This window comes from Sphingobium chungangianum (assembly GCF_977014255.1).
Window position 1 is genome coordinate 694,626 of record NZ_CDRNIV010000006.1, and the last position, 23,172, is coordinate 717,797.

The following is a 23,172-nucleotide window of genomic DNA, read 5'->3' on the forward strand; positions in this document are numbered from 1 at the left end:
TTGACATCGTCACGCTGTTCTGGCAGTTATGTCGATATTGGGAATTGTGAGTCGCCGGGATGGTGACGCGGCAAGGGCTGGTCCGGAAGGACTGGCCCTTTTTCGTTGGGATAGTGGGGGGCGAGGGGATGGGGCAAGAGGACGGCGCGAAGGTGGTGCGGCGTTTTTCCGGCAAGGCCAGCGATGCGCCCGACAGGGAATTGATCGTGCAGCGGAGCCAGCGCGGCGCGGCCGGTAGCGGGGCGCAGATGCGTGCGGTGCGCCGGGACGGCTGGACTGTCGAGCGGCGCAAGGTCTTCATGGAGACGCTGGCGGCGACTTGCAACGTCAGCGAGGCGGCGCGGGTGGCGGGGAAGAACCTGTCGAGCGCCTATTATCAGAAGCGGCGCGATCCCGGCTTTGCGCGGGAATGGGCGCAGGCGCTGGGCGTCGGCTATGCCGAACTGGAGGCGCTGCTGCTGCGCCAGGCGCTGTTCGGTACGGAAGAGGAAGAGGTCGTGCTGGACGGCGAAGGGATAGTGAAGAGCCGGAAGGTGAAGCGCGGGCATCCCAATGCGGTAGGGGTGCGGCTGCTGGTGCAGCATCGGCGCGAGGCGGGGGAGAGGCTGGCGGCGGATGCGGTTGAGAGGCCGGACGGGGCGGATGCGGTCGAGCGGTTGCGGGAGGCGTTGGAGAGGGTGCGGGAGAGGCGTGGGGAGGGGTGATTTGGGGGGTGAGCAAAGCTTCTCCCTCTCTCCTTTAGGGGAGGGGAATTGTCGCTGACTCTTTCATTCCGTCATGCCAGCGGAGGCTGGCATCTCTGGCGATAGCGTTCGGTCTGGCCTCATGAGATCCCAGCTTTTGCTGGGATGACGTGGAGGTGGAAGGTTCACCGCACTGCTTCGGGCGCATGTCTCAGGTGGAGCAGGGGGTAGGGGCGGCCTTGGCCGTCCTTTTCCGAACGGCCGGTGCGGGCGAAGCCCATGCGTTCGTAGAAGGTGAGAGCACCTTCATTCTGTTCGTTGACGTCGGTGGTCATAGCCGGGTGGAGGGCGAGGCCGTGGCTTACGAGCGCGCGGCCGACGCCTTTGCCGTGCCAGGCGGGGTCGATGAAGAGGGCCTCCATATGCGTGCCTTCTATCAGCATGAAGCCGACCGCCCGGTCATCGGCGTCGGTCGCCAGCCATGCGGGGGCGTGGGGCAGGAAGCGGGACACTTCTTTATCGAGCGCTCGGCGATCGGCTGGATCGAGGAAATCATGGGTGGCGTCGATGGCGGAGCGCCAGATGTCGAGCAGGCGGGCGCCGTCGGCGGCGCGGGCGGGGCGGATCGATGTCATGGCCTCACATATAGAGATGAGGTGGCCCAGGCGAAGAGGCGCGGAGTTGGAAAGAGTTGAAGCGGGGCGAGGAGAGCGCGGGCCGATGGGTGGCATGTCGGATTTCGAGAGGTTGGCGGCCCTGCCCGATGCGGCGCGTGAGCGGGTGCTGGCTGGGCTGAATGGCGCAGCGGCGCAGGCGCTGGAACATGATTGGGAATGGCTCGCCCGGCCGGAACAGCTGGCGCCTGAGGGAGACTGGCGCATCTGGTTGATGATGGCGGGGCGCGGGTTCGGCAAGACGCGGGCCGGGGCGGAATGGGTGCGGCGGGTTGCGGAGAGCGATGGCGCGGCGCGGATCGCGCTGGTGGGCGCGACTTTGGGGGAGGCTCGCAGCGTGATGGTCGAGGGGCCTTCGGGCCTGCTGTCGATTGCGCCATGGTGGAACCGGCCGATCTTTTCTCCTGCGCTGCGGCGGTTGGTGTGGCCCAATGGGGCGATGGCGCTGATATTTGGGGCGGCTGACCCGGAATCGCTGCGTGGGCCGCAGTTCAGCCATGGATGGGCCGACGAGATTGCGAAATGGCCGCAGGCGCAAGCGGCCTGGGACAATATGATGATGGGGATGCGGCTGGGGCGCGCGCCTCAAGTGATGGCGACGACGACGCCGCGCCCGGTTGCGCTGGTGCGCGGGCTGGTGGCGCGGGATGGCGCTGATGTCGCGGTGACGCGGGGGCGGACGGCGGACAATGTAGTGAACCTGGCCGATGGCTTCGTGGCGGCGATGGAGCAGAGCTATGGCGCGACGCGGCTGGGGCGGCAGGAATTGGATGGCGAGCTGATCGAGGAGGTTGAGGGCGCGCTGTGGAACCGGGCGCTGCTGGAGCGGTGCCGGGTGGCGCATGTGCCGGGCGGTGATGGCGGCGGGGCGCTGCTGTCGCGCGTGGTGATCGGGGTCGATCCTCCGGCGTCGGCGCATGGCGATGCCTGCGGGATCGTGGTGGCGGGGATCGGTAGTGATGGCCGGGCCTATGTCATTGCCGATGCGAGTGTCGAGAAGGCTAGTCCGGAAAGCTGGGCGCGGGCGGTTGCTGACGCGGCGGCGGTGCATGGCGCGGATCGGGTGATCGCCGAGGCGAATAATGGCGGGGCGATGGTGGAAAGCGTGCTGCGCGCGGCGGAGGCGGCTCTGCCGGTGCGGCTGGTGCACGCGAGCCGGGGGAAGGCTGCGCGGGCCGAGCCTGTGGCGGCGCTGTATGAAGCGGGGCGGGTGCGGCATCGCGGGGCCTTTTGGGCGCTGGAGGATGAGATGTGCGGGCTGATCGCCGGGGGTGGTTATGTGGGGCCGGGGCGGTCGCCGGATCGGGCGGATGCGCTGGTCTGGGCTTTGACCGAGTTGATGCTGGGACGGCGGGGGGATGCGCGGGTGCGGGCGGTTTGAGGAACCGGCCGCCCAAGCGCGGCGTATTATCCTAAGTCAATTTTTAATGGGAGTGAGGCTGATGAAATTGGCCAGGATGATGATCGTAGCGGCTGGCGCGACTTTGGTTGCGACGCCGGTGATGGCGGCTTCGCTCAACGGCAAGGAGCGGGCTCGGGTGGCGCGGGCGGCTCCGCGTGATCGGGATGATGTGCGCTATTGCCTGTTGCAGGCGAAGAAGGGGCGCGATCGTGGGACTGTGATTGGCGCGGCTGGTGGTGCTGGCGTGGGTGCTTTGGCTGGCGGGAGCTTGGGTGAGTCCTTGCTGGCGGGCGCGGCTGGGGCTGTGGCTGGGCGTGTTATTGGGAAGAGTGAGGGGACTAACGCGGAATGCGATCGGGTTTTGCGGCGTAATCCTTGAGCTAGCGGGCGAGGGGGTTTCCCCTCTCCAGGTTACGGTAGGCGGGGGCGGTCCCCTCTCCAAGTTTCGCTAGGCGGCTGGCGCCGCCAAGCTTCACTGTCCTCTCCCCTGAAGGGGAGAGGATTTGTTTTTTTGCGGGGTTTTTCCATGAAATTCTTTGGGGCTAGGGCGGCGTGCGGGGGCGCGCGGCCGGTGTTGGCGCGTGCCTGGGGTTCGGGCGCGGTGGCTTTGGGGGAATGGCCGGCGTCCTATGAGGCGCAGGTGCGCAGCGGCGTGATTGGCAATCCGATTGCGCAGCGGGCTTTGCGGCTGGTGTCGGAAGGCGCGGGGGCGACGGCTTTGCTGGCGAATGGGGTTGAGGAGGAGGAGCGCGGGACGGTGCTTTCGCTGCTGACGCGCTGCTCTGCAGGGCAGGGGTTGGTGGAGACATTGGCGAGCCATCTGCTGCTGCATGGTAATGGCTATGTGCAGGTGATGATGGGCGCGGATGGCAAGCCGGTCGAGCTATATGCGCTGCGGCCGGAGCGGGTCAGCGTGGAGGCGGATGCGCGGGGGTGGCCTGCGGCTTATCTTTATCGCGTGGGTGACAGCGTGACGAGGCTGCTGCCTGAGGATGCGGCGGGGCGGGCGTCGATCCTGCATTTGAAGGCGCTGCATCCTTTGGACGATCATTATGGGCTGGGTTGTGTTGGGGCGGCTGCGGGGGCGGTGGCGATCCACAATGCGGCGACGGTTTGGAACAAGGCTCTGCTGGACAATGCGGCGCGGCCTTCGGGGGCTATGGTTTATGATCCGGGCGACGGGTCGGTGATGAGCCCGGAGCAGTTCGAGCGGGTAAAGCGGGAGATGGAGGTCGCTTTTTCGGGGGCGGCCAATGCTGGGCGACCGATGCTGCTGGAGGGCGGGCTGGATTGGAAGGCGATGAGCCTGACGCCTGCGGAGATGGACTTTGTGGGCCTGAAGGCTGCGGCGGCGCGGGAGATTGCGCTGGCTTTCGGGGTGCCGCCGATGCTGATGGGGCTGCCGGGGGATAATAGTTACGCCAATTATCGCGAGGCGAACAAGGCGTTGTGGCGGCAGACGATATTGCCTCTGGTGGCGAAGATTTGCGGCGGGCTGGCGCAAGGGTTGCAGGGGTGGTGGCCGGGTTTGTCGTTGGCGGCGGATCTGGATGCGGTGCCTGCCTTGTCGGACGAGCGGGCGGCTTTGTGGGAGCGGGTGGCTGCGGCGGATTTTCTGACGGCGGATGAGAAGAGGGTGATGTTGGGGGTTTGAGGTCGCGCAGAGGCGCAGAGGGCGCGGAGGATTTTGCAGGGCTGCCTTTGGGCGGCTTTTTTGTTGCTCTGCGGCCTTTGCGTGCTCTGCGCGATAATCGGGAGCGGGGGCTGATGAAGAGGGTTGGTTGGGATGTTGAGGAGAGGGCGGTTCCCCTCTCCCGCTGCGACTAGGCGGCATCGCCGCCAAGTCTCGCGCCAGTTCGGGTAAACAACACCCCATGTTGTTTAGGTCATGCCGGGGGCATGACCGACCCCGAACTCCCCTGAAGGGGAGAGGGGAAGGAGGGCATTTTCATGAAATATGATGGCGAGATGCTGGCGCGGCTGGTGGCGCAGGCCGACGCGGTGCCGGGGCAGATGGACATGGTGATGATCCGCGCGCTGATCGAGGAGGCGAGTGAGCTGGGCGCCGGGCGGGCGCTGGAGCGGCTCGGCTTGAGCGATCGGCGCGCGGAGGATGATGTGCGGGAGTTGCGTGAACTGCTGTCCGCCTGGCGCGATGCGAAGAAGGCGGCGCGCGGGGCGGTGGTCGGCTGGGCGGTGCGGATCGTGATGCCGTTGGTGCTGCTGGGCGTGGCGGTGAAGGCTGGGTTGATCGGTATGGTGCGGGGATGAGTGGCCCGAGCGGGGAGTGCGACGTGCGGTTCGCTGGATACGCGGCGGTGTTCGATCGGGTGGATCACGGCGACGACGTGGTGCGGCCGGGGGCCTTTGCGGGCGTGGCGGCGGGGGTGCCGCTGCTGTGGCAGCATCTGCCGGGCGAGGCGATCGGGACGGTCGAGCGGGTGGAGGAGGATGCGCGCGGGCTGCGGGTAATTGGGCGGGTGTCGGGTAGGACTTCTGCCGGGAGGGCGGCGGCGCGCGCTTTGAAGGAGCGCGCGGTGGATGGGTTGTCCTTTGGCTATCGGGTGCGGGAGGCGCGGGGGGCTGGGCCGCGTGAGCTGCTGGCGCTGGAGCTGGTGGAGGTGAGCGTGGTGACGCACCCGATGCAGCCTTTGGCGCGGGTGATTGCGGTGGAGGGGTAGCGCTTCTCCCCCCTCATCCAACTTCGCCTAAGCGGCTCTGCCGCTAAGGCTTCGTATCCTTCTCCCCCGGGGGAGAAGGTTTTGATGAGCGGTCCTTTGGGGCCGCTTTTTTTGTGGGAGTGGTTGATGACGGATCAGTTGGAAGCGAGCTTTGATGCGGTGGTGCAGGGTGAGCGTATCGAGGCGCTGGAGGGTGAGGTTGCGGCGCTTAAAGGCGCGCTGGTGCAGCAGCAGCGGCCTGCGCTGGATGGGGTGAAGGGTGGGACGTTCGATCCCAAGCGGGCGGCTTTTGTCGAGCGCTATGTGCGGCAGGGGCTTGAAGCGGGTGTGGAGCTGAAGAGCTTTTCCGGCGCGAGTGGTGCGGCGGGTGGCTATGCGGTGCCGCGTGAGATCGACCAGATTATCGATGCGACGTTGAAGAGCATCTCGCCCATTCGTTCGATTGCGAATGTGGTGCGTACCGGCAGCGCTGGCTATCGCAAGCTGGTGACGTCGGGCGGCATCGTGTCGGGCTGGGCGAGTGAGACGGGTGCTCGGGCGGAGACGGCGACGCCGAGCTTCAACGAGATCGTGCCGCCTTATGGCGAGCTTTATGCCAATCCGGCGGCGAGCCAGGCGATGCTGGACGATGCGCAGTTCGATGTCGAAGGATGGCTGGCGGGCGAGATTGCGCGCGAGTTTGCGGCGGCGGAGGGTGCGGCGTTCGTCAATGGCAATGGCACGAACAAGCCCAAGGGGTTCCTGACCTATACGACGACCAATGAGGCAGACAGCGTGCGTGCTTTTGGTTCGCTGCAATATGTGGCTTCCGGCGGCGCGGGTGCTTTTGCTGCGACCAACCCCGAGAACAAGCTGATCGATCTGGTGCAGAGCCTGCGGGCGCCTTATCGTCAGGGGGCGTGCTTCGTGATGAATTCGGCGACGCTGGCGGTGATCCGCAAGATGAAGACGAGTGATGGGGCGTTTATCTGGCAGCCTTCGCTGAGCGCTGGGCAGCCTGCGACGCTGCTGGGTTATCCGGTGGTGGAGGCCGAGGATATGCCGGATCTTGCTGCGGGTTCGCTGTCGATCGCCTTTGGTAATTTCCAGGCGGGCTATGTGATTTCGGAGCGTAGCGAGACGAGCATCCTGCGCGATCCGTTCAGCAACAAGCCGTTCGTGCATTTCTATGCGGTGAAGCGGATTGGCGGCGCGGTTTCCAATTCGGAGGCGATCAAGCTGATGAAGTTCGCGGCTTCTTAAACCCTCATCCAACTGCGCCTAGGCCCGTTCCGGGCCAAGGCTTCGTATCCTTCTCCCGCTTGCGGGAGAAGGTTTGGGGGCGTCCGTGCGGGGCGCCCTCTTTTTGTGGGAGGGGCGGTTGGTGTTGGTGCGGGAAGAGGCTGGGTTGGCGGGGGCGTCGCTGGCGGAATTGAAGGATTATCTGCGGATTAGCGGCAGTGGCGAGGATGGGTTGCTGGAGGGGCTGCTTAGAAGTGCGACGGCGTTGTGCGAGCAGTTTGTCGGGCAGTGGCTGATCATTGGTGAGGCGCGGGAGACGGTGCGGGCTGATGGGGGATGGCAGCGGCTGTCCGCTACACCGGTGGTGGCGATCCTGGGCGTCGATGCGGTGGGGCCTGACGGCGTGGGGCAAGCGTTGGCTGTCGATGCCTATTCGATTGATATCGATGCGGCGGGTGATGGTTGGGTGCGGGCGCGGCCTTTGGCTGGCCAGCGGGTGCTGGCGGTGCATTATCGGGCGGGGATGGCCGACGATGCGGATGGGCTGCCCGAGCCGATCCGGCAGGGGATCGTGCGGCTGGCAGCGGGGCATTTTTCCGCGCGTGGCGGTGAGGTGGCGACGCCGCCTGCGGTGGTGAGCGCGCTTTGGCGGCCTTGGCGGCGGATGCGGCTGGCATGAAGGTGGCGGCGCTGGCGCGGTTGGTCGAGGCGCGGGCGGCGCGGCGGCGTGGGCAAGTGGCTGAGGCGATGCTGGCGGCGGGGGTGGAGGATGCGCGGGTCGAGGGGGAGGCGGTGCTGTTGTCGGGGCGGGGATTGCTGCGGCGGTGGCTGGGCGACCTTGATTTGCGGGAGAGGGTGAGGGGTGGGGGATGAGTGCGGAAGTTACGGTGCGGGCGGCGGTGATCGCGGCTTTGGGCGGAGATGCGGCGTTGATGGGTGGGCTGAACGGCCTGTTCGACGGTCAGCCAGTGCGCGCGAGCGTGCCTTATGCGGTGGTTAGTGAGTGTATCGCGAGCGATTGGGGCGCGAAGGATGTGGATGGGCGCGAGCTACGGCTGACGATTGGGCTGCACGACGCGGGGGAGACGCCGGGGCGGCTGGCGGTGCTGCTGGAGCGCGTCGATGCGGTGATGCAGGTTTTGGAGGCTGCGGACGGGTGGCGGATCGTCGGGATGCGGTTGATCCGGTCGCGCGTCGTGAAGGGGCGCGAGAAGGACGCTTGGCAGGCGGTGGTGGATTATCGGGTGCGGGTGGTTCGGGCTGGGTAGGGCGAAGAAGAAGGGAAGCCCTTCGACAAGCTCAGGGCGAACGGTGTTTTTTGGGTGGTGTCAACTCACCCATATGCGTTCGGCATCATAGCGCTAGTCGTGGTGCCACGCTTCAACCGCCCGGTTTGGAATAATCCTCGAACTCGCCGGTGATCTTGTCGACATATTCGGCGATCTGGTCGTCGGCGTCGGCTTGGGCGTCCTTGTCGGACATGCCGGTGGATTTGTCGTCGGCGACGATGGCGGCGCGGAAGGCGGCTTCCTTGGCGCTGCATTTTGATTTCAGCGTGGACTGGAAGTCGCCGAGCGACAGCTTTTTGTCGAGCGCGGGGCTGACTTCTTTTGAGAGGCACTCGGAATAGGCCTTGCGGCCAGCGCCGACGGCATCGCCGTTTTGCGCCGAGGCGGCCAGCATCATCATGAGGGGAGCAGCGAACAGCATTCGAACCTCTCCAATCGCAATTCAGGCACGGTTTATCTTACAGGAGAATGCTCCATGGCAGTGGAAAAAGGAAGCGCGTTTCTATTGAAAGTGGGCGATGGCGGGTCGCCTGTCGCCTATGCGACGGTGGCCGGGATGCGGACTACGCAGCTGTCGGTGAACGGCGAGGGCGTCAACGTCACGTCCAAGGATTCCGGTGGGTGGCGCGAGCTGCTGTCGGGCGCGGGCGTGCGGTCGGTCAGCGTGTCGGCGGCGGGGATCTTTACCGGGTCTGCGGCCGAAGTGCGCATTCGCAATCATGCGCTGGCCGGGACGATCGAGCAGTTTGAGCTGAGTTTCGAAAGTGGCGAGCGGATGCGGGGGCGCTTTCTCGTCACGCGGCTCGACTATGCGGGCGATTATAATGGTGAGCGTAATTATGCGCTTAGCCTGGAAAGCTCCGGCCCGGTGGTGTCGGAATGAGCGCGGTGAATGAGGCGCCCAATAGCGCAAGGGGCGAGGCTGCGCTGGAAGTGGCTGGCGAGGCTTTGCGGTTGCGGCCGAGCTTTGCCGCATTGGTGGCGGCGGAGCAGGAGTTGGGACCGCTGTTTGAGCTGGTCGATCGGGCGGCTGCGGGCAAGCTGTCCTTGTCCGATATGGCGGGGCTGTTTTGGCATTGCCTTGCTGATGCGCCCGAGGGGCTGACGCGCGAGAGGCTGGGCGAGGCGATCGTCGAGGCGGGGCTGGCTAAGCTCTCGCCGGTGCTGAGTGGGATCATCAGGCAGATATTGGGGGGACGATGAGCTTCTTCAAAGCGGCGGCGCGGCTGGCTGGCGTTGCGGGATGGCTGCTGGGGTGGCGGCCGGATGAGTTTTGGCGCGCGACGCCGGTGGAGTTGGAGGCGGTGTTGCGGGCTGCGAGGGGTGAGGAGGAGCCGGTGGTTGGGGTGGATAAGGGGGAGTTGGAGCGGTTGCTGGGGGTGATGCCGGATTGAGGCAGTGATCTCCGGACAGAATTAGAGTGGTCGCGTGGGGGCCGCCCCCACCCCAACCCCTCCCCTGAAGGGGAGGGGCTTATTTTGGTGGCTCTTGGAGGCAGGGGATGGACGAGGAAATCGAGACGCTGGTGGTGCGGGTTCGGGCGGATACGCAGGGGCTTTCGCGCGATGTGGAAGCGATGCGGGGGGCGTTGGAAGGGCCGTTGGCTTCGGGCGCGGAGCGGGCGGGGCGGCGGATCGAGCAGGGGTTGTTGCGGGCGGTGCGCAGCGGGCGCTTTGGGTTTGAGGAGCTAAAGCAGGTTGCGCTGTCGGTGCTGGAGGAGATTGCGGCGGGGGCGGTGCGGTCTGGTGCCGGGAGTGTCGGCGGCGTGGGTGGTTCCTTGCTGACGTTGGCGGGGGCGGCGCTGGGCTTGCCGGGGCGGGCTACGGGCGGGCCGGTGTCGCCGGGGCGGGCCTATGTCGTTGGTGAGCGGGGGCCTGAGTTGTTCGTGCCGACGGCTAGCGGGCAGGTGATGGCGAATGGTGGCGCGGGTGCGCGAGACGTGCGCGTCAACATTGCCGTGCAGGGGCGTGGCGAAGGGTTCGACAATGCGCGGATGTTGGCGCGGAGCGCGCGGCAGGTCGCGCGGGCTGTCAGGGGGGCGCTGAACGGATGAGTGGGCTTAGCTATTGGTTGGCGGACGCGCGGCGGGGGCAGGAAGAGCGCTTCATGAAGCGTTTTGCGCCAACGCATTGGACGGTGAACTTTCCGCGGCCGATGATGGCGAGCGTCGTCACGACGGCGCCTGATGCTTTGCGGGTGGATGCGGTCTTTTATGGCTCGGGCGATCTGGCGGGGCTGATCTGGGAGGCGGAGGACAAATGGAGCCATCCGCTGCTGGCCTATGAGACGGCGCGGGATTTTCGGGATTGCGTGCTGCGGTTCCGCTGGCGGAGCGGCGGCCTCAAGCGGCTGGATGAGGTGCATGGGCCGACGCTGACGATCGAGGGGCGGGACGCGGGAGGCAGTCCGCGCTCCTGGTATGTGCGGTTGTGGAACTATGCGAGCGGATCGGCGGAAGATGCTGAGGTCGTTCTGAATTTTGCTGATCTGGATGGGGGCTTCCTGCTGCCGGGCGAGGCCGATCCGGTGTGGGCTGGGGATGTGGACCGGATGTTCATTTCGCTTGGCGCGCCCGATTATGATGCGGGGACCACGGCCTTTGCGACGGGGGCTGAGGGGTGGGCCGAATTGTCGGGCATGCGCTGCGATGGCGCGGGGTCGGTGCTGAGCGTTGGCGATGTGATGGTGCCGGAACATGGGTTGTCGATGGCGACCGGCTATGATGATTGTTTCAACCAGACGCCTGAGCGGATTGTCGAGGCGATCCATGCGCTGGGCTATCGCGGCGACATCAATCATTATGTGGGGATGAGCCATTATTTCCGGCTCGAACCGCTGGGTGGTGGCTTTTATGTGAGCCTGGCGGGAGGCGTGTTGAACGCGCCTTGTGCGGCTTGGCATGCGGACTTTGCGCGGCGGGCGAAGGCGTTGGGGCTGGGGGTGATCTGGTCGCTTTCCTACGAGTTGCTGGACGCGCATTGCTGGAATGATTGGAAGCAACGCGCGGAGAATGGTGATGCGGCGCTGACGGGTTGGTCGCCGCCCTCGACTTTGCTGTCGCCTGCGCATGATGGGGCGATGAGCTATTTGCGGCTCGTGGCTGGGGCCTTTGTTTCCATTGGGTTGAGTGCCGGTATTCCGATCAAGTTTCAGGTCGGTGAGCCATGGTGGTGGGTGATGCCCGCCGATGGGCGGATCTGCATTTATGACGCGGCGGCGCGGGCGGCCTTTGGTGGGAGCCCGGTTTCTATCAGCGATGTGCGGGGGACGTTGAGTGGGCCGCAAAAGGCTCTGCTGGATCAGGCGGGGGCGGTGCTGGCGGCGTCTACGGCGGCGCTGTGTGCCTGGGTTAAGGGGGTGGCGCCGGGGGCGGTGACGCATTTGCTCGCCTATCTGCCGACGGTGCTCGACCCGCTCGCGCCGGAGGCCAAGCGGGCGAACATGCCGGTGGGATGGGCATCGCCTGCCTTCGATGTGTTGCAGCTGGAGGATTATGACTGGGTGACGGAGGGGCGTCCTACGCGCACGTCTCGGGGGATCGAGGTGGCGACGGCTAGGCTCGGCTATCCGGTGGATGAGCAGCATTATTTTTCGGGCTTCGTGTTGCTTGGCGAACAGGCGGCGCAGTGGCGGCAGATAGCTGACGCGGCGGAGGCGGCGGTGCGGCGGGGGACGGCGGCGACATTCGTGTGGGCGCTGCCGCAGGTGGCGCGGGATGGCTTCACCTGCTTCAGACTTCAGGGGGATGATGAGATGCAAGCCTTTGACGATGTGGCGTTTCCGATCGCCATTGGGCGGGACGCGAGCCTGTCGCCTGCTTTTTCGACACAGGTGGTGGAGAGCCCGTCCGGGCATGAGCGGCGAAGCAGCGACTGGGCGGATGCGCGGCTATCCTTCGATGCGGGGCCGGGGTTGCGATCCGAGGCGGACATTGTCGAGCTGATCGCCTTTTTCAGGGCGCGGCGTGGGGCGGCGCGGGGGTTCCGTTTTACCGATCCTTATGATGATCGCAGCTGTGCGCCGGGGATGGCGCCGGGCGCGCTGGATCAGCGTCTGGGGACGGGGGACGGCGTGCGGACGGAGTTTCCGTTGCAGCGCTATTATGGCGACGGTGAGGAGGCGCAGGTGCGGCGGATCACCCGGCCGGTGGCGGGCAGCATTCGCGTGGCGGTGGATGGCGTCGAGCTGAGCAGCGGGTGGAGCCATGCGGGACTGGGCGTCGTCGCGTTTGACGAAGCTCCGGCGGCGGGCGCGTTGCTGACGGCGGGCTTTCGCTTTGATGTGCCGGTGCGCTTTGCCGAGGACAGGCTGGACGTCAACCGCGCGACCTTTGCGGCGGGGGAGGCACCTTCGGTGCCGCTGGTGGAGATACGGGAATGAGCGGGCTGGAGGCTTTGGAGAAGCCGCTGGCGACACTGGCCTTTTGCTGGCGGCTGGAGCGGCGGGATGGGGTGACGATTGGGCTGACGAGCCATGACCGTGATCTGGAGATCGGGCATGTGCGCTATCGCGCCGCGCCGGGGATGACGCCTTCGGCCGTTCGCAGCGGGATTAGTGTGGAGGCGGGGGATACCGACTTGCAGGGCGCGCTGATTGCGGATGCGATCAATGAGGCGGATTTGATGGCGGGTCGCTGGGACGGGGCTGCGCTGGAGTTGCGGCTGACGGAATGGGAAGCGCCGGGCGAGATGTGGCTGATGCTCGCGAAGGGTGAGATTGGGAGCGTGGCGCGAAAGGGCGGGGCTTTCACGGCGGAGCTGGTGGGCGCGATGGCAGCGCTGAAGGCTCCGGTCGCGCCCTCTACATCGCCCGATTGCCGGGCGCGGCTGGGGGACCGGCAGTGTCGTGTCGATCTGGCGGGGCGGCGTAAGGTCGTGGCGGTGTCGGCTGTCGATGATGTGGAGGTGAGTGCGGCAGGGTTGGCTGCGGGTGTCTATGCCTTTGGCACATTGCGGTGGCTGACGGGCGCCAATGCCGGAGCGGTGCAGGCTGTCGTGGATAATGGGGCTAGTGGGGTGACGCTGGCCGATCCGCCATGTTTTGCGGTGGCGGCAGGGACGCTGGCGCTGCTGACAGAAGGTTGTGACCGGCAGTTGGATACGTGCCGAACGCGCTTCGCCAATGTCGTGAACTTCAGGGGGGAGCCTTATTTGCCGGGGACGGACCTTCTGACGCGCTATCCGGGCGCGTGAGCGGCGCAATGGCGGACCGGATCGTGGCGGCGGCGCGCGATCTGGTGGGGGTGGCTTTCCGGCTGCAAGGGCGCAGCAGGACGAGCGGTATTGATTGCGTGGGGCTGGCGGCTTTGGCGCTGGCGGAGGCGGGGCATCGGGGTGCCGCGCCGCGGGGCTATGGGCTGCGGTCGGGTGATGCGGCTCTGGCGCGCGACTGGCTGGAGCAGGCGGGCTTGCGGGCGGTGGAGCAGGGGCAGGCAGGTGATCTGGCGCTGGTGCGGCCGGGGCCGTTGCAGTTGCATCTAATGATTTTGGTCCCCGGCGGGCATGTGCATGCCCATGCGGGACTGGGGCGCGTGGTCGAGACGCCGGGGCCTTCGCCCTGGCCCGTCATCGGCCATTGGCGGGCGATATAGGAGCAGACATGGCGACTTTAGTGCTGACGGCGCTGGGCACGGCGATCGGCGGGCCGTTGGGCGGTGCGATCGGCGGATTGATCGGCGGCAGCCTGGATCAGGCGGTGCTGTTCAAGCCCAAGGGGCGCGAGGGCAGGCGGCTGACCGAATTGCAGTTGCAGACGTCGAGCTATGGCGCGCAGATCCCGAAGCTGTTCGGCACGATGCGGGCTGCCGGATCGGTGATCTGGGCGACCGACCTTAAGGAAAAGCGCAACAAGAGTGGCGGTGGCAAGGGGCGGCCGAGCGTCACCAGCTACAGCTATTCCGCGAGTTTTGCGGTTGCGTTGTCGGCACGGCGGGTGCGAGCGATACGGCGCATATGGGCGGACGGCAATCTGCTGCGCGGCGTGGGCGGGGATTTCAAAGCGGGGCTGAGCGCGTTTCGCCTGCATTTGGGGGGCGAAGATCAGGCTGCCGATCCGCTCATCGCTTCGGCGGAGGGCGTTGATCGGACACCGGGGCATCGGGGCATTGCCTATGCGGTGTTCGAGGATCTTCAGCTTGCCGATTATGGCAACCGCATTCCGTCGCTGACCTTCGAAGTGGAGGCGGATGAGGGGGTGGTGACGATCGGGACGGTGGCCGTCGATCTGAGTGGTGGCGCGCTTGCTGCTGCCGCAGACGGGGCCGTCGATGGCTTTGCGGCGGGCGGAGCTGATGTGATCGATGCGATCGGCCCACTGGTGGAGGCATGGGATCTTGCCTTTGTTGCTGGTGAGGACGGACTGCGGCTGACCGGCACAGGGGGCGATGAGACGGGTGGTGAGATCGGCGCTGGCACTTTGTGCAAGCGTATCAATGGCCGTGCCATCGATGCCGTCGAACAGTCGGGGGAAAGCGCCGATGCGGTGCCGCTGGCCCTGTCGCTGCGCCATTATGATGCGGCGCGGGACTATCAGGCGGGGGTGCAGCGCGTCAGTCGGCCGGGGGCGGGGCGGGTCGAGCGCGGGATCGATCTGCCGGTCACCATGTCGGGCGATGCCGCGCGCCGTCTGGCGGCCCGTCATCTTGGCCATGACTGGACGGGCCGATCCGCCATGACGCTGCGTTGCGGGTGGGAAGCGCTGCGCCATGAGCCCGGTGACCTGGTGACGGTCGAGGCCATGCCGGGCCGCTGGCGGGTGGAGGAACGGGAGTGGGAAGCCATGGCGGTGCGGTTGGCGCTGCGGCGGGTGCCGGGGGCGGGAGGCGTCTTGCCTGCGGGAGCATCCTCCGGCGCGATCGTGCGGCAGGCGGATGCGCCGCATGGACCTACTATATTGATGCTGACCGACCTTCCGCCGCTGCGGGAGGCGGCGGCCACCGCGCCCTTGATCGCTGCGGCGGCCAGTGGCGGGGAGGGGTGGAGGAACGCGGCCCTCTTCGTGATGAGCGATACGGGAGAGGCCAATCCGGTCGGTCGCACTGCGCCGCGCGCGGTGATGGGGGAGGCCGATGAGGCGTTGGGGCCGGGGAGCAGCGCTCTGATCGATCTGGTCAACAGCCTGCATGTGACGTTGTTGGCGGCGGACATGGAGCTAGGCGATGCGGATGAGGCGGCATTGGCGCAGGGACGCAATCTTTGCATGGTTGGACGGGAGTTGCTCCAATTTTCCCGCGTGGTGCAGACGGGCGCGGCGAGCTTCCGGCTGGAAGGTTTGCGGCGGGGATTGTTCGGGACCGAATGGGCTATGGATGCGCATGTCGCTGGCGAGCCGTTTCTGCTGATCGAGGAGGAGCGGCTTGCCGAACCTTTTGCAGCCCTGGGCAATGGCGAGATCGGCAGCACGTTGCGGCTTTCGGCGGTGGGGATTGGCGATGCGGAGCCGGTGGAGGCAGAACTGACCGTCAGCGGGGAAGCGGTGACGCCGGTAGCGCCCGTTCACCTTCGCGCCGTTGCCGACGGGGCGGGCGGATGGAATCTGAGCTGGGTCCGGCGGAGCAGGAATGGCTGGCGCTGGATCAGTGGGGCGGATGTGCCGCTGGGCGAGGAAAGTGAGCGTTACGAACTGCGCGTGCTGGCGGACGGCACCTTGATGCGCCGGATCGAAACCACATCGCCGTCATGGGCATATGACGCGGACGCATTCGACGCGGACGGCGGCGGCGCATTGACGATCGAGGTGCGGCAGATCGGCTCGTTTGCGCTGGGACGGGCAGCGCGGATCGTCTTGCCGCTTTGATAACCGACAATTGGAAAAAGGAAGTTCGATCATGACGAGCGATGCGACGCCTCGCTGGGCATTGCCCCAGCTTTTCGCCGGGCAGGCGCAGAAGGAAGTCTTTCACAACGAGGCGTTGGCACGGATCGACATGCTGCTGCATGGCGCGGTGGAAAGCGCGGACGAGGATGTGCCGCCAACTTCGCCCGATGAGGGCCAGTGTTGGATCGTGGCGGAAGGCGCTTCAGGAAGCTGGTCGGGGCAGGATGGGTCGGTCGCCTGTTGGACTGGAGGCGGATGGCGGTTTGTCGCGCCGCGTGCGGGCTTGAGGCTGCGGGTCGTGGACCGGGGGCATTCGATGTATTTCGATGGCAGCGATTGGCAGGATGCAGCGGTGCGGGGCGACGGCTTCTATGTCGGCGGCGAGCGGGTTGCGGGCGCCCGGCAACCGGCCATAGCCAACCCCGTGGGGGAAGCTCCGTCGACAGTGAGGCGAGAAGTTCCCTGGTCGCGATTTTAAATGCGATGCGCAGTCACGGACTGATCGAACCATGACTTGAGGGGTGTCCATCTTTTACAATAGAGGCTCGCGGAAATGCTTGTGCTACCGGGCTTCTCGAGCCGTGTGATGTATTTGAGCAACAGTTTCACCAATTGTGGACTTGCCATGAAACTTTCTTGCCGATACATGGTTTCAGCAGTCCTTCGTGACACTTTTGAAAGGGGAATTCAAATGCGGAAGCTTGCCCTCGCGGCTGTGCTTGCCTCCTCCGCCTTGGCCACCCCGGCCCTGGCGCGTGATAACAGCTGGTATATCGGAATCGATTCCGGTGTTACCATTGTTGAAGATCAGGACATCACCTTCACGCCCGGTATCGATCCCACGACTGGTCTTGGCACTGCCAGCACCACGCTGGAAAATGTCGACTACCACAAGGGTTGGGACGGTGATGCGGTCATCGGTTACGACTTCGGCGGTTTCCGTCTTGAAGCCGAAGCTGGTTACAAGCGTGCCAAGGTTGACCTGGACAACAGCGGTTTCGGCGGTTCCGCGTCGGCCCTTTCGTTCATGCTGAACGGTCTGCTTGACTTTGGTTCGGACGACGGCCTGCAGGGCTTCGTCGGTGGTGGCGTTGGCGTTTCGCGCGCCAAGCTGGCCAATGACCTGGTCAACGACAGCGACACCGGCTTCGCCTGGCAGGCGATTGCGGGCGTTCGTTATCCGCTGACCAACAATGTTGACGTGTCGCTGAAGTATCGCTTCTTCAACCAGGACAACATTGATCTGGTTCCGGCCTACACCACTTCGGTGGGCGTTGCCGGTGGCGATGTCAGCACGAAGCTGCGCACGCACAGCCTTCTGCTGGGTCTGGCGTATAACTTCGGTGAGCCGGCTGCACCTCCGCCGCCTCCGCCGCCCCCGCCTCCGCCGCCCCCGCCGCCCCCGCCGCCGCCTCCGCCGGTCGCTGAGTGCAGCCCTGGGCCGTACATCGTATTCTTCGAATGGGACAAGTCGGACGTCACGCCTGATGCCGCGACCATTCTGGACAACGCGGTTTCGGCCTACAGCAACTGCGGCAGCGCCCAGGTCATGCTGGCAGGTTATGCGGACCGTTCGGGTTCGGCATCGTACAACGTCGGCCTGTCGCAGCGCCGTGCTGACGCGGTCAAGGCCTACATCTCGTCGAAGGGTATCCCTGACGGCGTGATCACGACCCAGGCGTTCGGTGAATCGAACCCCCGCGTCGAAACCGCCGACGGTGTTCGCGAACTGCAGAACCGTCGCGTGGAAATCACTTACGGTCCGGGTTCGGGTCAGTAAGCAAGATTTCCATCTTCGCGGATGGAACTAGGTTGAGGGGCTGGTCGAAAGACCGGCCCCTTTTCCTTTGCAGTGATCAGGCGCATCGACCAGCGAGCGGTTTCATTTCACCGTCTGGCCGTCAGCGTTGGGGGAGATCGCTTGGCATTCTGGACTATATGCGCAACAAATGGCGACTTGTTGCGTTCGCCAGCTATTGCTTCACCGGGAGTGCATTTGATCATGAAAAACGCCCTAATCGTCTTTGCGCCCCTCGCACTTTGCCTGACTGCCTGCGCGAGCGGGGATGGCGGGGCTTTGAATTCCGGGTCGGCCGGGATGCTAAATGCACGCGCTGTCTTGTTGGCTGCGGACGGGTCGGCTCGGGGCGAAGCCAAGGTGACGGAAGCGACGGACGGCCTGCATGTCGATGTGCGGGCAAGCGGGCTCACGCTTGGTGTTCATGCGGTCCATATCCATATGACCGGAACATGCACGCCGCCCGACTTCACCAGCGCGGGCGGCCATTGGAATCCAACCGCGCGCCAACATGGCCGGGATAACCCGGCGGGCATGCATATGGGAGACATGCCAAACCTGACCGCTGGACCGGATGGGACTGGGCGAATGGAGTTCGTGGTCCCCGGCGCGACCTTGCGCAGTGGGACCAATGCGGTCCTGGACGCAGATGGCGCCGCCATCGTGATCCATGCTCAGGCGGATGACAACAAGACCGATCCTGCGGGTAACGCAGGCGGGCGCATTGCCTGTGGTATATTGTCCGCCGGTTGAAGACGCCCGCGGGCACGTATTTTAGAGAGCGGACGGGTCGGCAGGATATACCGCCGCCATCTCATAATGCGCTCCATTCTGCGTGAGGTGGCTTTCGAAAAGGGCAAATTCGTCCACCAGGAATGGAGGACTGGAAAGTCCGGCGTGATAGGTTAGGAACCCGTTCGTGCTGCCCCCGTTACGGCCGAAGCGGGCGAGAGTGATGTGGGGCAGATAGGCGCGTTGCTCAGCCGGAAAGCCCGCCGCAACACAGGCGCGGTCGATCTTCCGATGAAGCTGGTCGAGCGCATCGCGAGGTTGAATGGCTGCCCACAAGGTGTCGGTACGCCCTTTGCGCTCGAACTGTCCGAGGCCGGACAAGGAGATCGCGAAAGGAGCGAAGCGCACGGCTGCCAGCGCCTCGGCCAGGTCGTTGGCCTGGTGCCGGTCGGCGTTTCCTACAAAACGTAAGGTCAGGTGCAGTTGATCCTCGCTCTGCCATCGCGCGCCAGCGATGCCGCTCATCAATGACAATAAGCGCGCCCGGATTGGCTCCGGCGGGCGAATGGCGACGAACAGGCGGTGCATGAGGCCATTATAGCGAGCCTGGGGAATTGTGTCAGCGGAAGCGGAGGAAGGGTGGAGTGGGCGCGCTGGAAGAGAAGCCAGGAAACCATCCTATGTCGTTAGAGGGTTCCGGTCGCTCTTCCCTTGAATTAGCGGCCAGATATCGCGATAATAGCAATATCGGCGAAGTGCGCCGGTGAAGGAGATTATCTCATGGCCAATTGGTCTGACCCCCGCTCGAACATTGCCGGTTTCGGCGGGACGACGGTTGCGCGCGGCGAGGCTTTCGACGCTGGCCTGCGCGGCTATATGCTGTCGGTTTACAATTATATGGCGAGCGGCGTGCTGCTGACGGGCGTCGTTGCCATGCTGTTTGCCTCGAGCGGGCTGGCTTATCAGATCCTGGCTGGCCCCGGCATTCTCAAATATGTCATCATGCTTGCGCCGCTGGCGTTCGTGATGATCATGAGCTTTGGCATGAACCGCCTGTCGACGGTTGCGATGCAGGCCATGTTCTGGGCCTATGCCGCGATGATGGGGCTGTCGCTTTCCTCGGTCCTGCTGGTTTATACCGGTACGTCGGTGGCGCAGACCTTCTTCGCGACGGCAGCGGCTTTCGCGGGCCTTAGCCTGTGGGGCTATACGACGAAGAAGGATCTTTCGGGCTTTGGCACCTTCCTGATCATGGGCGTGGTCGGCCTACTGGTCGCGTCGCTCATCAACCTGTTCCTGCGGTCGAGCGCGATGGACATGGTGGTCAGCTTTATCGGCGTGCTGCTGTTCGCGGGCCTGACCGCTTATGACACGCAGAAGATCAAGAGCATCTACGCCCACGTTGCTGGCACGGACATGATGGGCAAGTCGGTGGTGATGGGGGCGCTGAACCTCTATCTCGACTTCATCAACATGTTCCTGTTCCTGCTGCGCTTCATGGGTGATCGCCGCTGATCTTCCGGCGGCGGTGCCGAACATGAAAAAGGCCCGATGGCATGCGCCACCGGGCCTTTTTTCTTATGCCGGCTTCTGCATCTGCGCGATGAGGGCGCCGTCGAGTTCCTTCTGCCGCCTGTAGGCGGGGCGCTCACGGAGGCGGGCGGCGTAGGTTTCGAAGGCTGGGCGGCTGTCCATCGTGCCGAAGCTCAATCCCCAGTCGATCTGGGAGCCGACATAGACATCGGCCGCGGTGAACTGGTCGCCGCAGATCCATTGATCGCCCGACACGGCCTGTTCCAGCGTTGCGAGTGTCTGATCATAGTTGCCGTAACCCATGGAGCGTTCGCGGTCTTCAGGAACGGAGAGGCCCATCGCCTTGTTGGAAACGGCGGCCTCCACCGGGCCTGCCGCGAAGAACAGCCAGCGATAATAATCTGCCCGCTGCTCTGACGGAGGCGCGAGGGCTGCGGCGGGGAAAGCGTCGGCCAGATACGCGCAGATCGCGGCGGCTTCGGTCACGACCTTCCCCTGATGGACGATGGCGGGAACCTTGCCCATCGGATTGATGGCGAGATAATCGGCCGCCTTCATGGTGGTGCCATAGTCCAGGATGATCATGTCATAGGGCTGGCCAACTTCTTCCAGCATCCAGCGTGCGATCTGCCCGCGCGACATGGGGTTGGTGTAGAAGGTGATGTCTGTGGCCATGTGACTCTTCCCTCGTGAAGACGTGGTTGGAATTCGCGGGCGCCAGATTGGCAAATGCTGGTGGTGCCGACCAATGGAATTTTGATTGTGGGGTGGCCGTTTCAGATCGCCTTTGATGTTGCGCTTGCCGACCCCTAACCCCTCCCGCTTGCGGGAGGGGGGATGCGATCCTCCTAACGCTCGCAGGCTTTGCCCAAAAACAAAGGGCGGCCGTGGGAGCCGCCCTTTCATATCTCGTGCCTCGGCCTGCTTACTTGGCCGATTCCGCAGGCTTCGCCTTGCCACCCTTCTTGCCCTTTTTCGGAGCGGCCGGGGTGATTTCAAAGGCCAGCGCATCGTCCTTCAGCCGGACATGCACCTCGCCGCCATGGACGAGCTTTCCGAACAGCAGTTCCTCGGCCAGCGGCTGCTTGATCTTTTCCTGCATCAAGCGGCCCATCGGGCGGGCACCGTAGAGCTTGTCATAGCCCTTCTTGGTGAGCCAGCCCTTGGCATCGTCGTCCAGCGTGATGTGGACGTCGCGGTCGGCCAGTTGCAGTTCGAGCTGGAGCACGAACTTGTCGATGACCCGCGCCACGATCTCCGGCGGCAGATAGCCGAAGGGAACGATGGCATCGAGACGATTGCGGAATTCGGGGGTGAAGAGCTTCTTCACCGCATCCTCCTGCACATCGTCGCGCGTCAGTTCGCCAAAGCCGATGCTTTCCTTCGCCATGTCCGACGCACCGGCGTTGGTGGTCATGATGAGGATGGTGTTGCGGAAGTCCACCGTCTTGCCGTGGTGATCGGTCAGGCGGCCGTTATCCATCACCTGCAACAGGATGTTGAACAGGTCCGGATGCGCCTTCTCAATCTCGTCCAGCAGCAGCACGCTGTGCGGATTCTGATCGACCGCATCGGTCAACAGACCGCCCTGGTCATAGCCGACATAGCCCGGAGGCGCACCGATCAGGCGGCTGACCGAGTGCCGCTCCATATATTCCGACATGTCGAACCGCTGGAGCGGGATGCCGAGCAGGTTCGCCAACTGGCGCGCAACCTCCGTCTTGCCGACACCCGTGGGGCCGGAGAAGAGATAGCTGCCGATCGGCTTTTCCGGATCGCGCAGGCCCGCCCGCGACAGCTTGATCGCGGAGGACAATATCTCGATCGCCCGGTTCTGGCCGAAGACGACGCGCTTGAGATCGGTGTCGAGCGAACCCAGCACCGACTTGTCGTCGGCCGAGACGGTCTTGGGAGGAATGCGCGCCATGGTCGCGATGACCTGCTCGATCTCCTTGGGCGTGATCGTCTTCTTGCGCTTGCTGGGCACCACCAGCATCTGCATTGCGCCGACTTCGTCGATCACGTCGATTGCCTTGTCCGGCAGCTTGCGGTCGTTGATGTACCGCGCCGACAGCTCCACCGCCGCCTTGATCGCGTCCGGGGTGTATTTGACGTTGTGATGCTCCTCAAACGCGCTGCGCAGCCCAGCGAGAATCTTGATCGTGTCTTCGATCGTAGGTTCGTTGACGTCGATCTTCTGGAACCGGCGCAGCAGGGCGCGGTCCTTCTCGAAATGGTTGCGGAACTCCTTGTAGGTGGTGGAGCCGATGCAGCGGATCGTGCCGCCCGACAGAGCAGGCTTCAGCAGGTTGGACGCATCCATCGCGCCGCCGCTGGTCGCGCCAGCGCCTATGACGGTGTGGATTTCGTCAATGAAGAGAACCGCGTGCGGCATTTTCTCCAGCTCGGTGACGACCGCCTTCAAGCGCTCCTCGAAATCGCCGCGATAACGGGTGCCAGCCAGCAGCGCGCCCATGTCGAGCGAGTAGATCACCGCTTCCTTGAGCACGTCTGGAACATCGCCCTCGACGATCTTGCGCGCGAGGCCTTCCGCAATCGCGGTCTTGCCCACGCCCGGATCGCCCACATAGAGCGGGTTGTTCTTCGACCTGCGGCACAGGATCTGGATCGTCCGGTCGACTTCGGCGCTGCGGCCGATCAGCGGGTCAACCTTGCCCCGCATCGCCTTCTCATTGAGGTTGACCGTGAACTGCTCCAAGGCACTGTCCTTCTTGCCCTTGCTGTCCTGCGCCTTTTTTTCCTCTTCCGGAGCGCCCTTTGCGGCGCCTTGCTCCGGAACGGCAGTACCCTTGCCGACGCCGTGGCTGATGTAGCTTACGGCATCCAGTCGGCTCATATCCTGTTGTTGGAGGAAATAGACGGCGTAGCTCTCCCGCTCGGAAAAAAGCGCGACGAGCACATTGGCTCCCGTCACTTCATCCTTGCCGGAAGATTGCACGTGCAGGATGGCGCGTTGGACGACGCGCTGGAAGCCGCTGGTTGGCGAGGGGTCGCTGGACCCTTCCACCTTCAGGCTGTCGAGTTCACTGTCGAGATATTGGGTGACGGCGTCGCCCAGCTCGCCGAGTTCCACGCCGCACGCCTGCATCACCTTTGACGCATGTTCGTCATCGATCAGCGCGAGGAGCAGATGCTCCAGCGTCGCATATTCGTGGCGGCGCTCCGACGCATGGGTCAGTGCGTTGTGCAACGTGGTTTCAAGGGCGGGTGCGAAAGATGGCATTTCTATTCTACTCCTGGCCCCAAAGAGGGGCTGACTTGAACCATATGTCGGCATTGCTCGACGGCGGATCAAGGAGGGGTCCCTGATCGCCGGAATTGCC

The 23,172-nt window shown here is 64.8% G+C and carries 26 protein-coding genes and 1 pseudogene; 22 read left to right on the forward strand and 5 right to left on the reverse strand.

What is annotated here, in order from left to right:
- Positions 1-128: 128 nt before the first annotated feature.
- Positions 129-704, forward strand: coding sequence for a hypothetical protein (locus ACWNC0_RS10445; protein WP_449471447.1), 576 nt, complete (start codon positions 129-131; stop codon positions 702-704).
- Between the two features lie 164 nt (positions 705-868).
- Here the strand turns inward: ACWNC0_RS10445 and ACWNC0_RS10450 are convergent, their stop codons facing one another.
- On the reverse strand, positions 869-1,318 hold the full coding sequence (locus ACWNC0_RS10450) for an acetyltransferase (RefSeq protein WP_449471448.1): 450 nt from the start codon (positions 1,316-1,318) through the stop codon (positions 869-871).
- Between the two features lie 85 nt (positions 1,319-1,403).
- Here ACWNC0_RS10450 and ACWNC0_RS10455 point away from each other — a divergent pair, with 85 nt between their 5' ends.
- The 9 genes from ACWNC0_RS10455 (at position 1,404) to ACWNC0_RS10495 (ending at position 7,929) form a co-directional block, all read left to right on the forward strand.
- On the forward strand, positions 1,404-2,738 hold the full coding sequence (locus ACWNC0_RS10455; protein WP_449471450.1) for a DNA-packaging protein: 1,335 nt from the start codon (positions 1,404-1,406) through the stop codon (positions 2,736-2,738).
- 61 nt (positions 2,739-2,799) lie between these two features.
- Entirely contained in the window at positions 2,800-3,138 is a 339-nt protein-coding gene (locus tag ACWNC0_RS10460) for a hypothetical protein (protein ID WP_449471452.1), read from the forward strand.
- 147 nt (positions 3,139-3,285) lie between these two features.
- Positions 3,286-4,413, forward strand: coding sequence for a phage portal protein (locus tag ACWNC0_RS10465; RefSeq protein WP_449471453.1), 1,128 nt, complete (start codon positions 3,286-3,288; stop codon positions 4,411-4,413).
- Between the two features lie 296 nt (positions 4,414-4,709).
- Entirely contained in the window at positions 4,710-5,030 is a 321-nt protein-coding gene (locus ACWNC0_RS10470; RefSeq protein WP_449471454.1) for a DUF6127 family protein, read from the forward strand.
- Positions 5,027-5,440: an HK97 family phage prohead protease gene (locus tag ACWNC0_RS10475; RefSeq protein WP_449471456.1), complete on the forward strand. Its 414-nt coding sequence runs from the start codon at positions 5,027-5,029 to the stop codon at positions 5,438-5,440. The genes ACWNC0_RS10470 and ACWNC0_RS10475 overlap by 4 nt, the downstream gene beginning before the upstream one ends.
- Positions 5,441-5,566: 126 nt before the next feature.
- A complete protein-coding gene (locus tag ACWNC0_RS10480) occupies positions 5,567-6,682 on the forward strand; it encodes a phage major capsid protein (protein ID WP_449471457.1) in 1,116 nt (371 codons plus the stop codon).
- Positions 6,683-6,803: 121 nt separating this feature from the next.
- Positions 6,804-7,340, forward strand: coding sequence for a head-tail connector protein (locus ACWNC0_RS10485; protein ID WP_449474598.1), 537 nt, complete (start codon positions 6,804-6,806; stop codon positions 7,338-7,340).
- A complete protein-coding gene (locus ACWNC0_RS10490) occupies positions 7,337-7,534 on the forward strand; it encodes a hypothetical protein (protein WP_449471459.1) in 198 nt (65 codons plus the stop codon). The genes ACWNC0_RS10485 and ACWNC0_RS10490 overlap by 4 nt, the downstream gene beginning before the upstream one ends.
- Entirely contained in the window at positions 7,531-7,929 is a 399-nt protein-coding gene (locus ACWNC0_RS10495) for a DUF3168 domain-containing protein (RefSeq protein WP_449471460.1), read from the forward strand. Before ACWNC0_RS10490 ends, ACWNC0_RS10495 begins: the two co-directional genes overlap by 4 nt.
- A gap of 112 nt (positions 7,930-8,041) precedes the next feature.
- Here the strand turns inward: ACWNC0_RS10495 and ACWNC0_RS10500 are convergent, their stop codons facing one another.
- On the reverse strand, positions 8,042-8,371 hold the full coding sequence (locus tag ACWNC0_RS10500) for a hypothetical protein (RefSeq protein ID WP_449471461.1): 330 nt from the start codon (positions 8,369-8,371) through the stop codon (positions 8,042-8,044).
- A 54-nt stretch (positions 8,372-8,425) separates the two neighbouring features.
- Between ACWNC0_RS10500 and ACWNC0_RS10505 the strand changes: the two genes are divergently transcribed.
- The 11 genes and pseudogenes from ACWNC0_RS10505 (at position 8,426) to ACWNC0_RS10555 (ending at position 18,316) form a co-directional block, all read left to right on the forward strand.
- The gene (locus ACWNC0_RS10505) at positions 8,426-8,833 is read left to right on the forward strand and encodes a phage tail tube protein (protein ID WP_196225666.1); all 408 of its coding nucleotides are present in this window, start codon (positions 8,426-8,428) and stop codon (positions 8,831-8,833) included.
- A complete protein-coding gene (locus tag ACWNC0_RS10510) occupies positions 8,830-9,153 on the forward strand; it encodes a gene transfer agent family protein (RefSeq protein ID WP_449471463.1) in 324 nt (107 codons plus the stop codon). Before ACWNC0_RS10505 ends, ACWNC0_RS10510 begins: the two co-directional genes overlap by 4 nt.
- Positions 9,150-9,344, forward strand: a complete 195-nt coding sequence (locus ACWNC0_RS10515; protein WP_449471464.1) for a phage tail assembly chaperone — start codon at positions 9,150-9,152, stop codon at positions 9,342-9,344. The genes ACWNC0_RS10510 and ACWNC0_RS10515 overlap by 4 nt, the downstream gene beginning before the upstream one ends.
- A gap of 107 nt (positions 9,345-9,451) precedes the next feature.
- The gene (locus tag ACWNC0_RS10520; RefSeq protein WP_449471465.1) at positions 9,452-10,003 is read left to right on the forward strand and encodes a tail tape measure protein; all 552 of its coding nucleotides are present in this window, start codon (positions 9,452-9,454) and stop codon (positions 10,001-10,003) included.
- Entirely contained in the window at positions 10,000-12,330 is a 2,331-nt protein-coding gene (locus ACWNC0_RS10525; RefSeq protein ID WP_449471466.1) for a DUF2460 domain-containing protein, read from the forward strand. The genes ACWNC0_RS10520 and ACWNC0_RS10525 overlap by 4 nt, the downstream gene beginning before the upstream one ends.
- A complete protein-coding gene (locus tag ACWNC0_RS10530) occupies positions 12,327-13,142 on the forward strand; it encodes a DUF2163 domain-containing protein (protein WP_449471467.1) in 816 nt (271 codons plus the stop codon). The genes ACWNC0_RS10525 and ACWNC0_RS10530 overlap by 4 nt, the downstream gene beginning before the upstream one ends.
- 8 nt (positions 13,143-13,150) lie before the next feature.
- The gene (locus ACWNC0_RS10535; protein WP_449471469.1) at positions 13,151-13,540 is read left to right on the forward strand and encodes a peptidoglycan endopeptidase; all 390 of its coding nucleotides are present in this window, start codon (positions 13,151-13,153) and stop codon (positions 13,538-13,540) included.
- A gap of 8 nt (positions 13,541-13,548) precedes the next feature.
- Positions 13,549-15,744 carry a phage tail protein gene (locus ACWNC0_RS10540; RefSeq protein ID WP_449471470.1) on the forward strand — a complete coding sequence of 732 codons (2,196 nt, stop codon included), beginning with the start codon at positions 13,549-13,551 and terminating at the stop codon, positions 15,742-15,744.
- Positions 15,745-15,775: 31 nt separating this feature from the next.
- Positions 15,776-16,278, forward strand: a pseudogene (locus ACWNC0_RS10545) (DUF2793 domain-containing protein).
- A gap of 178 nt (positions 16,279-16,456) precedes the next feature.
- Positions 16,457-17,545: an OmpA family protein gene (locus ACWNC0_RS10550; protein WP_449471471.1), complete on the forward strand. Its 1,089-nt coding sequence runs from the start codon at positions 16,457-16,459 to the stop codon at positions 17,543-17,545.
- Between the two features lie 222 nt (positions 17,546-17,767).
- Entirely contained in the window at positions 17,768-18,316 is a 549-nt protein-coding gene (locus ACWNC0_RS10555) for a superoxide dismutase family protein (RefSeq protein ID WP_449471472.1), read from the forward strand.
- A 21-nt stretch (positions 18,317-18,337) separates the two neighbouring features.
- Here the strand turns inward: ACWNC0_RS10555 and thpR are convergent, their stop codons facing one another.
- Positions 18,338-18,883, reverse strand: a complete 546-nt coding sequence (gene thpR, locus ACWNC0_RS10560; protein ID WP_449471474.1) for an RNA 2',3'-cyclic phosphodiesterase — start codon at positions 18,881-18,883, stop codon at positions 18,338-18,340.
- A gap of 192 nt (positions 18,884-19,075) precedes the next feature.
- Between thpR and ACWNC0_RS10565 the strand changes: the two genes are divergently transcribed.
- Complete coding sequence (locus tag ACWNC0_RS10565; protein ID WP_449471475.1) at positions 19,076-19,810, forward strand: Bax inhibitor-1/YccA family protein; 735 nt, start codon at positions 19,076-19,078, stop codon at positions 19,808-19,810.
- A 63-nt stretch (positions 19,811-19,873) separates the two neighbouring features.
- Here ACWNC0_RS10565 and ACWNC0_RS10570 read toward each other — a convergent pair whose 3' ends face one another.
- Together ACWNC0_RS10570 and clpA are read right to left on the reverse strand one after the other, a co-directional pair.
- Positions 19,874-20,503, reverse strand: a complete 630-nt coding sequence (locus tag ACWNC0_RS10570) for a glutathione S-transferase family protein (RefSeq protein WP_449471477.1) — start codon at positions 20,501-20,503, stop codon at positions 19,874-19,876.
- 250 nt (positions 20,504-20,753) lie between these two features.
- Positions 20,754-23,072, reverse strand: a complete 2,319-nt coding sequence (clpA, locus tag ACWNC0_RS10575) for an ATP-dependent Clp protease ATP-binding subunit ClpA (RefSeq protein ID WP_449471478.1) — start codon at positions 23,070-23,072, stop codon at positions 20,754-20,756.
- Between the last annotated feature and the right edge of the window lie 100 nt (positions 23,073-23,172).